General features: G+C 57.7%; 13 protein-coding genes. 2 read left to right on the top strand and 11 right to left on the bottom strand.

Translation table 11 applies throughout. The features are described 5' to 3' along the window. Nucleotides 1-90: 90 nt before the first annotated feature. The 6 genes from ACIP02_RS22475 to ACIP02_RS22450 all read right to left on the bottom strand — a co-directional run bounded on the left by ACIP02_RS22475 (nucleotide 91) and on the right by ACIP02_RS22450 (nucleotide 5372). Nucleotides 91-1311 carry an STY4528 family pathogenicity island replication protein gene (locus tag ACIP02_RS22475; protein ID WP_400620770.1) on the bottom strand — a complete coding sequence of 407 codons (1221 nt, stop codon included), beginning with the start codon at nucleotides 1309-1311 and terminating at the stop codon, nucleotides 91-93. Then, nucleotides 1305-1856 carry a DUF2857 domain-containing protein gene (locus ACIP02_RS22470; protein WP_400620767.1) on the bottom strand — a complete coding sequence of 184 codons (552 nt, stop codon included), beginning with the start codon at nucleotides 1854-1856 and terminating at the stop codon, nucleotides 1305-1307. The genes ACIP02_RS22475 and ACIP02_RS22470 overlap by 7 nt, the downstream gene beginning before the upstream one ends. Nucleotides 1857-1872: 16 nt before the next feature. Beyond that, entirely contained in the window at nucleotides 1873-3408 is a 1536-nt protein-coding gene (locus ACIP02_RS22465; protein ID WP_400620764.1) for a ParB family protein, read from the bottom strand. 14 nt (nucleotides 3409-3422) lie between these two features. After that, nucleotides 3423-4301, bottom strand: coding sequence for a ParA family protein (locus ACIP02_RS22460; RefSeq protein ID WP_400620761.1), 879 nt, complete (start codon nucleotides 4299-4301; stop codon nucleotides 3423-3425). Between the two features lie 4 nt (nucleotides 4302-4305). Then, nucleotides 4306-4521: an AlpA family transcriptional regulator gene (locus ACIP02_RS22455; RefSeq protein ID WP_400620758.1), complete on the bottom strand. Its 216-nt coding sequence runs from the start codon at nucleotides 4519-4521 to the stop codon at nucleotides 4306-4308. A gap of 113 nt (nucleotides 4522-4634) precedes the next feature. Continuing rightward, entirely contained in the window at nucleotides 4635-5372 is a 738-nt protein-coding gene (locus tag ACIP02_RS22450; protein ID WP_400620755.1) for a hypothetical protein, read from the bottom strand. 535 nt (nucleotides 5373-5907) lie between these two features. Here ACIP02_RS22450 and ACIP02_RS22445 point away from each other — a divergent pair. Continuing rightward, nucleotides 5908-8001, top strand: coding sequence for a TonB-dependent receptor (locus ACIP02_RS22445; RefSeq protein ID WP_400620752.1), 2094 nt, complete (start codon nucleotides 5908-5910; stop codon nucleotides 7999-8001). Between the two features lie 177 nt (nucleotides 8002-8178). Continuing rightward, nucleotides 8179-9081, top strand: a complete 903-nt coding sequence (locus ACIP02_RS22440; RefSeq protein WP_400620749.1) for a LysR family transcriptional regulator — start codon at nucleotides 8179-8181, stop codon at nucleotides 9079-9081. Nucleotides 9082-9090: 9 nt separating this feature from the next. Here the strand turns inward: ACIP02_RS22440 and ACIP02_RS22435 are convergent, their stop codons facing one another. The 5 genes from ACIP02_RS22435 to ACIP02_RS22415 all read right to left on the bottom strand — a co-directional run bounded on the left by ACIP02_RS22435 (nucleotide 9091) and on the right by ACIP02_RS22415 (nucleotide 15416). After that, a complete protein-coding gene (locus ACIP02_RS22435; protein ID WP_400620746.1) occupies nucleotides 9091-10032 on the bottom strand; it encodes a cupin in 942 nt (313 codons plus the stop codon). A gap of 390 nt (nucleotides 10033-10422) precedes the next feature. Continuing rightward, nucleotides 10423-12066 carry an acetolactate synthase large subunit gene (locus tag ACIP02_RS22430; protein WP_400620743.1) on the bottom strand — a complete coding sequence of 548 codons (1644 nt, stop codon included), beginning with the start codon at nucleotides 12064-12066 and terminating at the stop codon, nucleotides 10423-10425. Between the two features lie 63 nt (nucleotides 12067-12129). Then, entirely contained in the window at nucleotides 12130-12855 is a 726-nt protein-coding gene (locus ACIP02_RS22425) for a transporter substrate-binding domain-containing protein (RefSeq protein WP_400620740.1), read from the bottom strand. A gap of 13 nt (nucleotides 12856-12868) precedes the next feature. Then, the gene (locus ACIP02_RS22420) at nucleotides 12869-14122 is read right to left on the bottom strand and encodes an OprD family porin (protein WP_400620737.1); all 1254 of its coding nucleotides are present in this window, start codon (nucleotides 14120-14122) and stop codon (nucleotides 12869-12871) included. A gap of 73 nt (nucleotides 14123-14195) precedes the next feature. After that, entirely contained in the window at nucleotides 14196-15416 is a 1221-nt protein-coding gene (locus tag ACIP02_RS22415; RefSeq protein ID WP_400620735.1) for a lactonase family protein, read from the bottom strand. Between the last annotated feature and the right edge of the window lie 25 nt (nucleotides 15417-15441).

Here is a 15441-nt window from a genome sequence, read left to right as displayed (position 1 = left end):
ATCAACGCGAAGGTGCTGAGCTCGCATTTTTAAAGAGTGGACGTCCGTGGATTTGATCACACTAGGCATCAAAGCCACTGCGTTCCAGCGCTAGGTCGATGCAGCGGGGACGCGGCAACGCAGTTTGAGTTCTTCCAGGCAGGCGAGGGCAAGTGGCGAGGCGATTCGTTGCTCGCCGGGCTGTCGGCGTTCGCGAGGTGGTTCAGGTTCCGGCGCCGCAGTCGGCGGCCGCCGCGGTGTGTGCGCTGGGGCAGTCGTATCGCTGCGTGCGGCCCACAGGTTGAACTCGCCGCGGCACGCCCGCTTGATCAACCCCATCAGATAGGCGACCGGTTTTCGGATCTCGCCGCGAGCGCACCGCACCGCCGCCTCGTTGATTACCGCTTGTTGCTGTTCCGGCTCGAGCGGGCGCATCGCCTGGGAGGCCATGCGCCGCTCGGCAGGGCTCAGTTTGAGATCCTCTGGCCAGCGTGCTCGTCCGAACTCCACGTGCGCCAGTACTGTACTTTTTTTGCTTTTGTCTTTCTGTACTGTACGGCCATTGTCGGCATTCCGAACGGCAGCGGAAATCGGAGGTTTGCCGCAGGATTCGGAATCCCTTGCCGGCGCCGGGAGATTCCGAACCGGGTGGCATTCACCGCGTTCGGAATCTGCCGCCTCGTGGTTGGTCAGCGGCAGTGAGTGTTGCTCCGCCACGGCGGGGGGCGTAGCAAGGAAGGCTTTGTCGGAGGTCGCGACCTTGGAGTCGGCCTGGATGTCCGCGATCACATGCTCGGTGACATCCCTGACGCCCTTGGTGGCATGGGTGATGTTCTGCAGCAGCAGTGATCGGTAGCCACTGTCGAGCTCGAGCTGCTCGGCCGCCGTCAACGGATCTCCGTGCAGCACATAGACGCAGCCGCGCAGACAGCCATGTGCATCCCGCGAACGCTCGACCAGACTGAGCCAGCGGGTGGTGCGCAAGACATTGAGCGCCCGAGCGATCGTTTCCCGGGAGGCCTGGGTGCCGCAGGGGCTGGTGGCCAGGTAGGGCTGAAGGTCTTGATAGCGCGGTGTCTGCACCCTGCGCTCGGTGATCAGCCAGCGCAGCACCTGCCAGGTGTTGCGCTCCAGGGGCGTGAGGCGGCGGTCGAGCAACAGCTTCATCGGCAGTGGATCGTTATCGCCATAGTAGATCGTGCGGATCGGTGCCTCCGCAGCAGCGGCCTCTGCCAGTTTTGCCTGGGCGGCCTGCCATTCCAAGCGCCGCCGAAGTGCGTCGTAGCACTGACGCACGACGTCCTGCCAGTCGACCTCATAGAAGCTCAGCATGGAGCACCTCCGTACAATTCGATCTGTTGCCAGATCAGCGTCAGGCTGATGTGCTGCTCTTCGGCGAGCATCATCATTGCGTCGAGTGGATCATTCTCCGGGTCTTCCTCGCGCAATTGGCTCCAGCGATTCCACACCGCATGTTCCTGCGCCTCGGTGAGTTGTACCGGTCGACCGCGGTGGGTTTCGATCTTCAGTATTCGGCGGCGCAGGGCGGTTTCCGAATGGTCCAGGCCGAAGCAGCGATACATGATGCTGGAGCTGGCGCCGAGCTTCAGCGCTCGGTTGATCAGTCGCTCGTTCAGTTCGTCCCGCTCGGCCTGGGCGATGAGCCGTCTCAATACAGTGGTGTCGACCTTGATCTCGACCCAACTGATCGTAGAGTGGGCCAGCTGCGACAGTGTGGTCGGCGGCAGCGACTGCAGCACCTCAATGTCCTCATCCGCCAGGCCGAGCGCTTTGCAGCGTTGCAAACGCCCGTGGCGCAGCTCATGCAGCACCTGATTCAACATGGCATGATTCAGCAGGTTGAAAGTCGTGGTCATGAGGTGGCTCCTCACGTTATCGGAGAGTCGACAGCGTGGTATCGATCAGCTGTCGTGCATGGCGTATCAGGGCAAACAGTTGCTCCAGCTGCTCGTCTGGCAAGCGCTCAAGGCCAATGGTCAGGGCAGGGCGCTCGGCAAACGGCAGGTCGTACGCGCCAATCAGCAACTGCCCAAACAGAGCGGCAGGCAACTGCTGACGTTGCACCCAGGCCACGTCATCCTGCAGGCGCAACAGCGCCGAGAGCACCAGCTGAATGCCCGTACGTCGAGGGGTGAGGGGGGAGTACTGGTCCAGGGCGAGGATGAAACCGAGACCCTCTGATTGCCGAAGCACCAAGTCGTTGGCATCGGCGTAAACCGCCAGGTCCTGCGCCAGCTCGGCACAGGCTTCCCGCAGGCCGTCGATGTCATCGATACGTTCAATTCCAGTGTTCGGCGGCCCCGTGATGCTTCGGTCTGAACCATCGACCTCAGGTGGTTGGGTCCCGGACGATTGGGTTTCAAGCGCCTGCAGGATATGCGGTAGCCGAGGTTCCGGGTTGGGGGTGACCTCAACACTGGTCACGCCCGGATTACAGTTCGGGGTCTCGGGAATTTGCGCTAGTTCGATAACCTGCTCCCCTGATTGTGCACGGCTGGGGCTCGCGTCTTGTTTAGATAAGCTCGGAATTGGCGGTGCCGGGTTCGGCAGCGCGCGACGGTCCTGATGGATGTCCAGCGCCAGGACTCGCGGCGATTGGTTCAGGTACAGAGCCATCTTGGCGATGAGCTCATCCTGCACATCGCTGGCATCCAGCTCGGGTTTCTCGTCATCGAAGGTGGACAGCACCTCCATCCAGAGCAGCGCAAACTGCTGGGGATCACCGAAATACTGATTCCAGGTAGACTCTGCTCGGCGTCGCAGGGTAATCACGCGCTCGATATTGGGTTTGCCGAGGCCTGCATACAGCACTTGGGGAATGGAGGGCAGGAGAAACTCGAGTGCATCGAACATGCGGCTGATATGCGATTGGGAGACGGGATAGCCACCCTTGCTCAAGCGTGTAGCGAGCTCACGCTGGCTGAGGGCCTCGCCGGGCTCCTGCAGCATGTCCAACAGCTTCGCGACCGCCAGCGCCCGCTCGATAAACGTCAGTTGTCCATGCAGATCGCTTTCTGCCAAGTGCCCGAGCAGGGCATGCGATTCGGATTGCCAGGGGCGGAACAGGCAATTGAGACGAAAGAAACGTTCCTCACGGGTTTCCTGCCATAATTCGCCGAGGATGCTCAGGCGAGTGTTGCCGCCATTACGAATGATGAAGTGCTGCTCGTTGGGCCGGCGTGTGATGGACGGCGGATGGTCAAGGCCACGTTCGCGAATGGAGGCCTTGAGCTCGTCGTACAGCGGGTTGCGCACCACGCGAGGATTCAGTTCGTAGGGTCGCAATTGCTCCAGCGTCACGACCATTGCCGTTTCACCGACTGGGTTGGCCGGCTGTTCTCGGCTCTTCTGCGGGAAGTGTGCCTGCTGCAGTTGACGGGTGACGTCTTCGGAGGTTGGCGGTTTCATCTCGCATCCCCCGATCAGCTACGTCCAGCCAGTCGACGGCCGCTGGCATCAGCTCGCCGACGACCGTTCACGGTCGCCAGACAGAGCTTGTCCACCCACTCGGGAAACAACTCGATCGCCAAGCTGGTCATGACAGCCGCTGCGCAGCGGCTTCGGCTACCGGCTGGAGGCGTGGCTTCGACACGGTGCACCGGCAGCCCCAGCGACGCTGCGTTGAGGTACGCGACTCGGTCCGGAATGACCGTGTCGCAGACGCTGACATGCGGATCACCTTCAAAGGTGTTCTGCAGGCTCTGCATGATCAAACGGGTGTCGCGGCGGTTGGCATTGACCTGGTTGAGCAGCAGCTTCACCGACGGCAGTGCCACGCCCAGATACCGATAGGGCTCCAGTTCTTCGAACAGTCCCAGCGTGCCACGTCGGAGTTCGCGCGCAGCGAGCATTTCCGGGGGCAGCGGACACAGGGCGCAATCGGAAGCCAGCACGGCCATCTCCACCACTACGCTGCGAGCACCTTGGGTATCCACGATCATCACATCGAACTGATCGGCGAACGCCGGCAGCAGGTTGCGTAGGCGCAGGCGGCCATCGGCAGCATGCAGCAACAGGGTGCTCAAGTGTCCCGCCCGGTCGTTGGAAACAATCAGCGACAGGCGAGGGATGACTGTAGCCGTGATGACCTGCTCTGCACCCAAGAGCCCTTCGGTGATCAGCTCGTAGCACCCGACCTCACACGGTGTACTCAAGGCGTAATAGCTGGACAGCGTCGGCTGACTGTCCAGGTCCAGCATCAACACCCGGAGCCCCGCGTCGGCCAGCAGGCCGCTGAGGTTGGCGGCGACCGTGGTCTTGCCAGCGCCGCCCTTGGTCGAGATCAACGAGAAGACTTTCATGATCTCAATCCCCCGTGGAGAGACGGTCTTTCACCCACTGCTCGATTTCGAGCGAATCCCAGCCCACAGCGCGCGTGCCGATACGCCGGCACTGGGGAAACAGGCCGGCTTTCATCAAGTTGTAGATGTGTGAGCGTTTGAAGCCGGTTTTCTGCTCCACCTCATCTCGCCGCATGATGTGGCGGTCGGCGGAAGCGGAGGTAGGGGCTGTCGGTTGCATGATGTCACTCCTTAGCACCGGATGGCGCGTGGTGGGATGTGACATTCAGTCAACAACTGGAATCGATAGAAGTCATTGCCAGGCAATCGCTCGGATTGCCTGGCAATCGCGGCTCATGCCCGCCCGGCTTGAGCGAAACGACGTCGGGCTTCCGCAAATTTCCGATCAAGGGTGCGTTTCTTCAAACCGCGGACACCCGGGAAAAGCGTCGTGATGGCGTCAACGATCGCTGCCTGATCATCGAAGATGGATCGGGGCAGACCCTTCTCCGACTTGCCCAACATCAGAACGAGCAGGGCACCCACGATCACGTAAAGCAGAAGTGCGGCATTTTCAGAAAGAACTCCGGATTTTGACGTGGATTTTTGAGCCTTGGATAGATCGTCAAGCTCAGGTGGCTCCTGGTCGCAGAGTGCCGAATGCGTTCGACGGAGGTTTTCGAGCTCTCGCAGCAAGACATCTCGATCCGCTTGAAGTGCGAGATGCACGCCCAGGCTCACGCAAAGAGAATGATCACTCTCCCGGGAAAACAGAAATGCCGGCTTTTCGTGCGGATAGGTGCGGGCAAACCAACCGTACAGATCTGGATGGCGAATTGACCAGTACGCGCGCTGCACAGGATCATCCAGCCCAATGGGGCCTCCCAAATAGGTTGCCGGTAATTCCCCATAGATGATCGCGTCGCAGATGCGCTCGGCGTAAAGGTGGAGCGTAGGCCATTGGGGGAAGTGCTTGAGCAAGCCGCCAGGATCAGACAGCTCTACTTGCAAGATCTCGGCTTCGTGGTCGGCGAGATCACACCAGAGAATTGCCGCATCAATGGGATGGTAGGAGCTTCTAAATGAGACCATGGTGACAGCCTCCTGCTTAACACTTCCTTTCCGCTGCGTTGCCCTTGTGGCACCACTTCAGCGAACCAGATCCCTTGTTTTTTTGGATCCAAAGATGGTGACAGCACCATCGAAGCATCGTTCCTAGGGCATGAGCTCATTCGCGACAGGTTTCGACGTGGTAGAGCGAAGCGGTTGCTCCGGTCGTGTGAATGTTCCACTGCTCCAGCCAACACAACAAAGACATTATCTTTGTGTTTTTTGTTACATTAAGCGCAATTAGATTTCGACATGTCAATTTGGATAGCCTTACCTTGCTTGACGGTTCAGTCAGCTTTTGATGATTTTTCATGTCGTAAATCAATGTTATTAATAGATTTTTATGAATAATTGTGTTTGTGTATTTGGTCGGGTTGGTCGCTCGAATGAGAAATGCAAATCTCTCAGAATGATTTTTCTTGAAATTAAGATCAATTCTCATTAAATTCTCGCCCCGTCGAAGGGGCGTTGCTGCCTGGTCCTTCGGTGCGGACGGTAGGCAGCCCGAGAAAAGAGAATGAACAGAACGGCCTTTGTTGCAGTGATCAGCATGTGCGGTAGCTCGATAATGGGCGGCGCGCAGGCGAGTGAGCAGGGGCAGCTGACCTTGCCTTCCACAGAAATTTCCGCAGAACAAGCTAGCCAGCCATACCGCTCAACCACCGCCGTCACGGCTACCAAAACGGACATTCCGCTCAAGGATGTGCCACAAACCGTCGATGTTGTGCCGGCGGAGCTGATCAAAGACCGCAACATTACGACATTGCAGGGCGCCCTCAAGAATGTCCCTGGTGTTTCTCAGGACGCAGGTGATGGCCAGCGGGATCAGTTTGTGATTCGCGGCTTTTCGGCGCTGAATGACATGTACCTGGATGGCATGCGTGATGACGCCTATTACTTCCGGGACCTGTCCAATATCGATAGGGTCGAGGTCCTCAAGGGGCCTTCTTCTGTGCTTTATGGGCGCGGATCGTCAGGAGGGCTGATCAACCGAGTGACGAAAAAACCTGAGGCTAACCCTGTTCAGCAGCTCAGCATAATGGGCTCAACTGAAGGGCAGCGCCGAACTGAAATGGATCTGGGGGGGGGCAACGAAGACGATTCCATTCGTGTCAGGCTCACAGGCGCCCTGGAGGATTCTGATGGTTTCCGTGATCGGTATTTTCTTGAGCGGCAGGCCTTCGCGCCTTCTATCCAGTTCAACATCGATCCAGATACAACCTTGACATTGCAAGCTGATTATCTCCACGACAAACGCTTGGCAGACACAGGTCTTCCCGCTTATGGCGATCATCCGGTGGATGCTGATATCGACACGTATTACGGGTCGCGTGATGCGAAAGGCCAGAACTACGTGGAGACGACGGTGAAGGGCTCGACGATCACCCTTGATCGTACATTGAGTGATTCTCTCAGCCTGCATAGTGCTTTGCGGGCATACGATTCTGACGTGACCCGGAAGTACGTGACATTCGGTACTGTCAACACGACGACAAACAAGGTCAGTATCAACCGCGCTGCGCGTTACAAGGAAGAACACGGGGTATTTTGGCAGAATGAACTGAAGCATATGTTCGAGACCGGCCCGTTCAGTCATGAGGCGCTCTACGGTATCGAGGTCGGCTACCAAGATCGGAAGGATAAAGGCCTGACGCTTCGCAACGTCGCCACCTACGATGTGTTCAATCCGCAGTTGATCGACTTCCCGGAGATTCCTGGCTCCACGGCGGCCAACCCGGACGCTGATACCCATATCTCGATTGCCGGCTTATATCTTCAGGACCTCATCACAATCACCCCTCAGTGGAAGCTGATGATGGGCGGACGCTTCGATCGCCTGGCGACGAAGCGTAGTGATGATGGCACCGCTGATATGGACTTGGAACGCACGGACAACACGTTCAGTCCCCGCATTGGCCTTGTTTATGAGCCGACGGACTGGGTGTCGCTTTATGCCACCTACAGCCGGTCCTTCCAGCCAATGGCTGATAATGGAGAATTGCGCCGAAACAGCGATGAATTGGACCCTGAGGAGACCGTCAACAAAGAGGTCGGCGCTAAGTTCGACATCAACGAAAAGTTCTCGGCGACGGTATCGGTGTTCGACATGACCCGAACTGGCATCTTGATGGACGATCCAACAGACACTCGTTTCTCCCTGGACGCCGGTACACAGCGCACCCGCGGTGTTGAACTCTCCATCAATGGCGATCTTGGAAATGGCTGGTCGACTTATGCAGGTTACGCATGGTTGAAGGGTGAAATGATTGATTCACCGGTCGAAGCCATTGTCGGTAATACGAGCCCCCTTACCCCAAAAAGCAGCGCGAGTGTCTGGTTGAAGAAAGAGCTGGGGGCCGGCTTCTATGTCGCTGGGGGCGGGCGATACGAAGGAGAGCGATTCACCTCTCCAAACAATAAGGTGTCGCTTGGCTCGTACACCACGGCTGAACTGGCAGGCGGATATCGTAGCGAGCATTACGACGTGACTCTCAATGTTGATAATCTATTCAACCGCGAGTATTTCGTCTCTGCCAAGGCTGGCAGCGATAATTCAAACTACCCAGGGCCCCCCCGCAGCGCGAGCCTCCGAGTGGATTATCGTTTCTAAGTCGAATGATGTAATTGGTTGACCTGGGCTCTAGTGACCGGGCAATCAGCAGTCGCCCGTGTGGCCTGGTCGGCAAATCATCTGTCAGTCAGGCCTAGCGGTTTTACCGTAACACTTTGTAATATGACCATGCGATGGGCCATGGAGGCGTGACAAGGCGAGGGCGGAGGTACACTGTTGGACTACTTCAATGCGTTGAACGCTTTCGTAGAGGCAGCACGTTTCAATAATTTTTCTCGTGCGGCCGAGGAGTTGGAAGTCAAGGCTTCAACCGTGTCTCGCTATATCAGTGACCTTGAAGCCGACCTTGGCATTGCGCTCTTCAACCGCTCAACCCGCTCGCTGAAGCTGACAGAGGGCGGTCGTACCTTTCTTACGCATGCTCGGCGGGTGCTGGAAGAATTGGAGACTGCGCGAGCGGCTGCATCCTCACTGAACGACGCGCCTCGTGGAGTGCTCCAGCTCAACGTCCCACCTGCTTTCGCACGACACCATATTGTGCCGGCTCTAGGACAGTTCCGAGAGCAATTTCCGCAAATTCAGGTGGATTTGACGTGTGACGATAGTCAGGTCAATCTCATCGATGCCGGAGCAGATCTTGCGATCAGGATCGGATCTCTACCGGACTCTTCATTAAAAGCTAGAAAAATCGCGGACGAGCAGTGGGTGCTGTGTGCTGCAGCCTCCTGCGATAGTGGGAATGTGCCGCTGCACCCCAGAGATCTGAAAAATGTGGGTTTTATCTGTGGCAAGGCGCAGCTCAATCTGAATTGGCGCCTGGGCGATGATGCGTTGACCCAAAGTCAGGTTGTGTCGCTCAGAATCAATGACCTAGAGGCGCAGCTGATAGCCGTTGTAGAAGGGCTAGGAGTCGCTCTGCTGCCCACCTGGCTGGCACATGCACCTTTATGCCGGGGTGAACTGGTGCGTTGGCTTCCGGAATGGGAGTGCCAACCTGATGGGGGCAGGAGCTCGTTGTGGTTCATCTACCCGCCAAAGCGAATAGTTTCCTCGAAGGTGCGCTCGTTCATTGATTTCATGGTCGGGCGTATTGGTCATTCTCCCTATTGGCGGATGTGATCCTCGCGATCAGCTGAAGCGGATATCCAGCGCTCTCAGCCAAGTCTGCAGGCCCGCATCTTGGATAGGGATGAGGAAGGCTTCTTGACTCGATTCGTTGAAGTGCGCATGCCAATAACCTGGAGGGGTAACGAACGCTAAACCTGGATTCCAGTCGATGCGGGTAGGGTTGACGATGTTCCCCGCGTCGTCGATTTGGGTCCCTACGAGGCTGTAGCACCCGGGCGGGCAGTCTACAATAAAGTCCAGTGCAATCGACTGGTGCCTGTGTGGTTTTTGTACTGCACCTGCCGGAACCAAGCCGTACATTGCCCACAGCACATGGGTAACCGTGCGCGTCTGCGGAAAGTTTCGGTTACCGAGAAGGATGCTTATTCGGCTGCGATCGCTTGCCCGCGGATCTGCGGCAGCTTCACGCAGGTAGGCATTTGCCTCTTCTCCTGTGTACAGCGTCGGCACAAAGCGGTCAACACGTTGCTCAACGCCGAGATAACGCAGTAGCGGCTCGTCGTGCACGTAGTAGAATTGGCAATCGGAAGCTGCTTTCAGCTTGGTCGTGTGGGTGGCCGGCAGCGCTATGAAACAGCCTTTGCTCCAGTTAAACGTGGTCTGGTCATAGGTGAGATGCCCTTCGCCCGTGATCACAAACAGAACCTGAGAAGTCGCATTCGGTGAAAGGTGCAGCGTATCTCCAGCAACCAAACGGATGAAGTTCGCGCAAAGTCCTGGGCCTGTGGCTGGACCAATGCAACCCAGGTCTTCGCTCAAATCGAGAGGCACGATTCTCGATTCACCGTCCTGATGAAGAGAGGCAGGAAATGTCCGGTAAGGGATTCTAGAGATGAGCTTTGACCCGATTGGGTTGGCAGCTTTGCTGTACTCAAAGAACTCTGCATCCGCTTGGTAAGAAGGGATGGGTGATTCGATTTGCTCATGGATGGGGCTGTTCACGGTAGGACCTCTCTTCTGAAAATGTCGTATTGCGAGGACCAATGTAAGAACTGAATGTACTTGGATTAAGACCCCTGCCCGCACAGGTGTTGTGTCAGTGGGGGATGTAAGGGGCATTCTGAGCAACGCAGAGAAAATTTGGCAAATGTCGCGAGAACGCGTTCTGGCCTTCAGGACCACAGAGCTAGGAAATCAGCGCCTCGGCTTGGTGAGCGAACCTGCAGTTCCGAAGAAATAAATGGGCGCCTGCCTACGCTAGTTATCTAAAGAGCAAAAAAGCCCGCGAATGCGGGCTTTTTGTTGACCAATGCATCTCAGGGTTGGGCTTTTGCCAGTCACCGTTTGAGAAACCTCTAGCAATCTTGACAACCTACAGGCCATCTAATCGCCTTAAATGCCCATCGAGCGTTCGCGAAGATCCATGTTCAAAATCCGATCGTTCTCGCTGTAGTCGACCGGGCAGTCGATCACGTGCACGCCTGGAGTCTTGATGCAGTGCTCGAGCAGCGGCAGGAAGGCTTCGGCGCTTTCCACGCGGTGGCCATTGGCACCGTAGGCTTCGGCGTATTTGACGAAGTCCGGGTTGCCGTAGTCCAGGCCGAAATCGGTGAAGCCCATGTTGGCCTGTTTCCAGCGGATCATGCCATAGCCATCGTCACGCAGGATCACCACGGTGATGTGCATGCCTAAGCGCACTGCGGTTTCCAGTTCCTGGCTGTTCATCATGAAGCCGCCGTCGCCGCACACCGAGATCACTGGGCGATCCGGGTAGACCAGGTGCGCCGCCATCGCCGATGGCAGGCCAGCGCCCATGGTCGCCAGGGCGTTGTCGAGCAGCACGGTGTTCGGCTTGTGCGCTTTGTAGTTGCGCGCGAACCAGATCTTGTAGATGCCGTTGTCCAGGGCGACGATGCCTTCGGACGGCAGCACGCGACGGATGTCGGCGACCAGGCGCTGCGGGTAGACCGGGAAGCGGTTGTCGTCGGCGCCTTCGACGATTTGCGCTTCGTTGGCTTCACGGATCGCCATCAGTCGGGTGAAGTCCCAGTGCGCGGTATCGTTCAGCGCTTCGCTGATCTGCCAGACGGCGTTGGCGATGTCGCCGATCACTTCCACCTGCGGGAAGTACACGGCATCGACTTCGGCGGAGCGGAAGCTGATGTGGATCACTTCGGTGCCGCCACGGACCATGAAGAATGGCGGCTTTTCGATCACATCGTGGCCGATGTTGATGATCAGGTCGGCCGCTTCGATGGCGCGGTGGACGAAGTCACCGGACGACAGCGCAGCGTTGCCGAGGAAGCGCGGGTGACGCTCATCGACCACGCCTTTACCCATCTGGGTGGTGATGAACGGGATGCCGGTCTTGTCGATCAGCTGCTGAAGAACCTTGGCGGTCATCTTGCGGTTGGCACCGGCACCGATCACCAGGATCGGGCTGCGCGCGTTCTGCAGTTTTTCAACGGCGGCTTCAATCGACTTATGTTCGGCCAGTGGGCGGCGGTGCAGGCTGCGTGGGACCGGCAGGGCATCAGTCTGCTCGGCAGCGATGTCTTCCGGCAGTTCCAGGTGCACGGCGCCCGGCTTTTCTTCTTCAGCCAGGCGGAACGCTTCGCGCATGCGCGCCGGGATGTTGTCGGCCGAGGCGAACTGGTGGGTGTACTTGGTGATGGGGTCCATCATGCCGCACACGTCGATGATCTGAAAGCGGCCCTGCTTGGACTTCTTGATCGGTTTCTGGCCGGTGATCATCATCATCGGCATGCCGCCCAGGTAGGCGTAAGCACTGGCGGTCACCAGGTTGGTTGCACCAGGGCCCAGGGTCGACAGGCTGACGCCGGTCTTGCCGGTCAGGCGCCCATAGGTGGCGGCCATGAAGCCCGCGGACTGCTCGTGGCGGGTCAGGACGAGCTTGATCTTCGACTTGCGCAGGGATTCCAGCAGGTCGAGGTTTTCCTCGCCAGGAATGCCGAACACATACTCGACACCTTCGTTTTCCAGGCATTGCACAACGACATCGGCGGCCTTGGCCATCTTGCTTATTACCTCAGTTATCACGGTTTGAAGCAGGCGAGACGCACCTGCAGGCTATCGACCTCAGCGAGGTGCGCTGACGTCTGTTTGTCCACTGGCCAGTAACGCGCCTCGGACGAAACCCTCGGCAAGTCGTCGCTCGACGAAATCCCGGACATAGGCTGCTCCCGCATCACGGCCGCGTGGCACTGCGACTGCTTGGCGGATAGCGGTGAAGGCTCCCTGCATCACCCGATAATTCGGATTCTTGGCTGCGATTTGTTCCAGCGGTTGCCTGACCCCGGCGGCAGCATCCAGGTCTTGGTCAATGAATAGGTCTACTGCACCTGCAGACGTGTCAGCTCGGTGTAGCTCTGCATGCTGCAACGTACGTGACAGGTACAGGTCGTAAGCAGCGCCGTTGCCTACGGCAAGCCGAAGTCCAGGTTGATCCAAGTCCTCGATTTTGGAATAGGGCGACTCGGCCTTTACCAGATAGGTCCCTTCGATAAGTACGTAGGGTTCACTGAAGCTGATCTGGGCGGCGCGGACAGGCTCGATAGCCAGGAAGGCCAACGTCCACGCGTTTTCTTCAAGTGCAGCGAATACCTTCCCGGCCGCGTCGTATGTGCGCAATTCGAGACCTACGCCCAGCTCTTCGGCCAGCGATTTAGCAAGTGCAACAGAAACACCATGCGGTTCTCCGTCAGCGCCTGGCTGAGCCAGCACTGGGTTACCGAAGTTGATCGCCGCATGCAGAATGCCGTTGGGCGCCAGGTCCTTGAGGACCTGCTGGGCAATAGGGCTCATACCTTCTCCAGGGTTAGAAAATTGGGAATGTGTAGGACACGATCAGGCGGTTTTCATCCGCGCCACGTGCAAAGCTCGATCGATAGCTCGCGTTACGCCACCGGACCGACACGTTCTTCAGGGCACCGGATTGCACCACATACTGCAGTTCAGTGTTGCGCTCCCATTCATGGCCCTCACCGGTGATGGTCGCTGCGTCGGCCTGGTCGCCTCGCAGGTAGCGGGTCATGAAGGTCAAGCCAGGAATGCCGAGAGCCGCGAAGTTGTAGTCGTAGCGCAATTGCCAAGACCGTTCACCGGGCTCGGCGAAGTCGTTGAGCTGGACGAAGTTGACCAGGTAAGGATCAGTTCCATCGAGATAGGGCATGGAGGTAGAACCGTTCATCTTTTGCAGTCCCAGACCAAGCGCATGTCCGCCCAAGCTGTAGGTGAACATGCCGGAAATTGCTCTGCTATCGATACGTCCGCCCAAAGCTCGACCGTCATCGTCGCTATCCATGTAGCGAAGATCAGCTTTGATCTTCCCGGGGCCCACTGGAATCGAATAGTTCGCCCCCACGAAGTGTTGGTGGTAGACCTGTTCCAGCTCTGCATATTGATAGGTCAGTAGCAGGTCTTTTGTGAGCTGGTAATCCAAGCCGCCCAGCCAGAAGGCGTCACCTTCGGCATTGCCTGTGAAACGACGGTTTTTGTTGTTTAGTGTGATCGGTACGCGGTCTGTCGAGTCGCGATCGGTTTGGCGCTCGAAGCGGGCACCGATGAAGGACAGCGAATCGAATTCTTTGCTGGTGAGCAGGCCGCCCTCAAAGGTCTGGGGAAGGAGGCGGCCAGTGTTGGCCTGAACAGTGGGCAGCTTGGGGATCAGAGTGCCGTATTTAAGCTCTGTCTCGGATAGGCGCATCTTGCCAGTCAGGCCCAGGCGGCTGAACTCGTCGGCTGCGCGACCATCATCATGGGTCGGCAGCAGGCCGGTACCGGTTCGATCGGGACTTGAGTCCAGCTTCAGGCCGAGCATGCCCAGAGCATCGACCCCAAAACCGACTGGCCCTGGTGTGTATCCGGACTTCGCATCGAGAATGAAACCATGGGCCCATTCTTCGCGCTTTGACTGGCCAGCACCGTCACGGAAATCGCGGTTGATGTAGAAGTTCGTCGTTTGCAAGGTGACCTTGCTGTCGTCGATAAAGCCATCCCCATAGGCCGTAGCTGCGGCCAGGCAAGGAGTAACGGCAAGAAGCTTGCAACCAATCTTATTTTTGTTATGCATGTGTTGCTCCATCAATTGGAACGTGGGGTATAGGCGTGCCTCCCGGCACGCCAGGATCAGGAAAAACTGAGGTTCAAGCGGTGCGGAAAATCATGCAGACCGGGCTCCCGGTCTCGATGTGATGCTCCAGCAAGCCCAGTTCGCCTTTCGGGCTAATGGAGAATGTCTTGATGTTGTCGCTGTCTTCGTTAGCGACGAACAAGAAGCGACCGTTAGGGGACGCGGTCATGAACCGAGGCTTCTTGCCCTGGCTAGGTACATTGCCGATCGGGTTGATCTTCCCGGTAGGCTGATCCACCGAATAAATGGTCACGCTGTCATGCCCGCGATTGGAAGAGAACAAATGTACTCCATCCGGTGCCATGACCAGCGCTGCTGCACGGCTGTCCCCTACAAAGTCCTGAGGGAGGGCTGGAACCATCTGGAATGGAACCAGGGAGCCGTCATTCTGGTTGTAGCGGTAGCTGGTGATCGTGCTGTCCAGTTCGTTCACGACGTAAGCAAATGACCCGGTCGGAGAGAACACCACATGTCGAGGTCCGGCCCCCTCGCGTGTCTTGATTTCATGCGCTAGTTCAGGCTTCAGTGCGGTCCCGTTCTGCTTCAAATCGAACACAAAGACTTTATCCAGTCCTTTGTCCGGGACCACCAGGAAGCGGCCCGATGGATCGCGTGGGATCATGTGCGGGTGGGAGCTCGCCTGCTCGATCTTGTGCGGGCCAGGGTTGCCCGGAAGGTCGTATTTGCTGATGACGGGTTGCAGGTGGCCGGTCTTATCGAACGGCAGCATGACAATGCTGCCGGTGGCATAGTTGGCCACAGCGAGGAATTTGTTGCTCTTGTCCACGGTAAGGTGGACGGGGTTCTTCCCTTCGCAACTAACCGAGCTCACCTTCGTGAGCGTTCCGCTGGCTGGCTCAATTTGGAATGAGCTGACAGTGGACTGGTCGCCATGCACGCAGAACAGCAGGCTCTGGGTTTGGTCGAGGCACAGGAAGGATGGATTGGTCAGATCGCCGACGGTTTGAACCAATTCGGAGCGACCTGTCTGCGGATCATGTCGATAAACCGTGATGCCTGCACCGCGGGCGTTACGCTCGCGAGTAGTTCTGGAGCCCACATAGACAATTTGGGTTTTGTTCGAGTTGGCAGGCTGCATAGAGTTCTTCTCAGGTCCTGATTTGGCATCTGCCGCTCCCGCGCCGAGGCCCAGAATGGTTGCCGCAGCGACGATGGAAGTAGAAGAGAGCAGCGTGCGTCGAGTAATGGCGGGTAAGAACGGTGATGGGCACATGGCAAAATCTCATCGTTGTTTTTGT

The sequence above is a fragment of the Pseudomonas sp. NPDC089408 genome (genome assembly GCF_044749445.1).
Classification (GTDB): domain Bacteria; phylum Pseudomonadota; class Gammaproteobacteria; order Pseudomonadales; family Pseudomonadaceae; genus Aquipseudomonas.
Note: the sequence above shows the minus strand (reverse complement) of the source record. Positions and strands in the feature narration are given on the sequence as shown.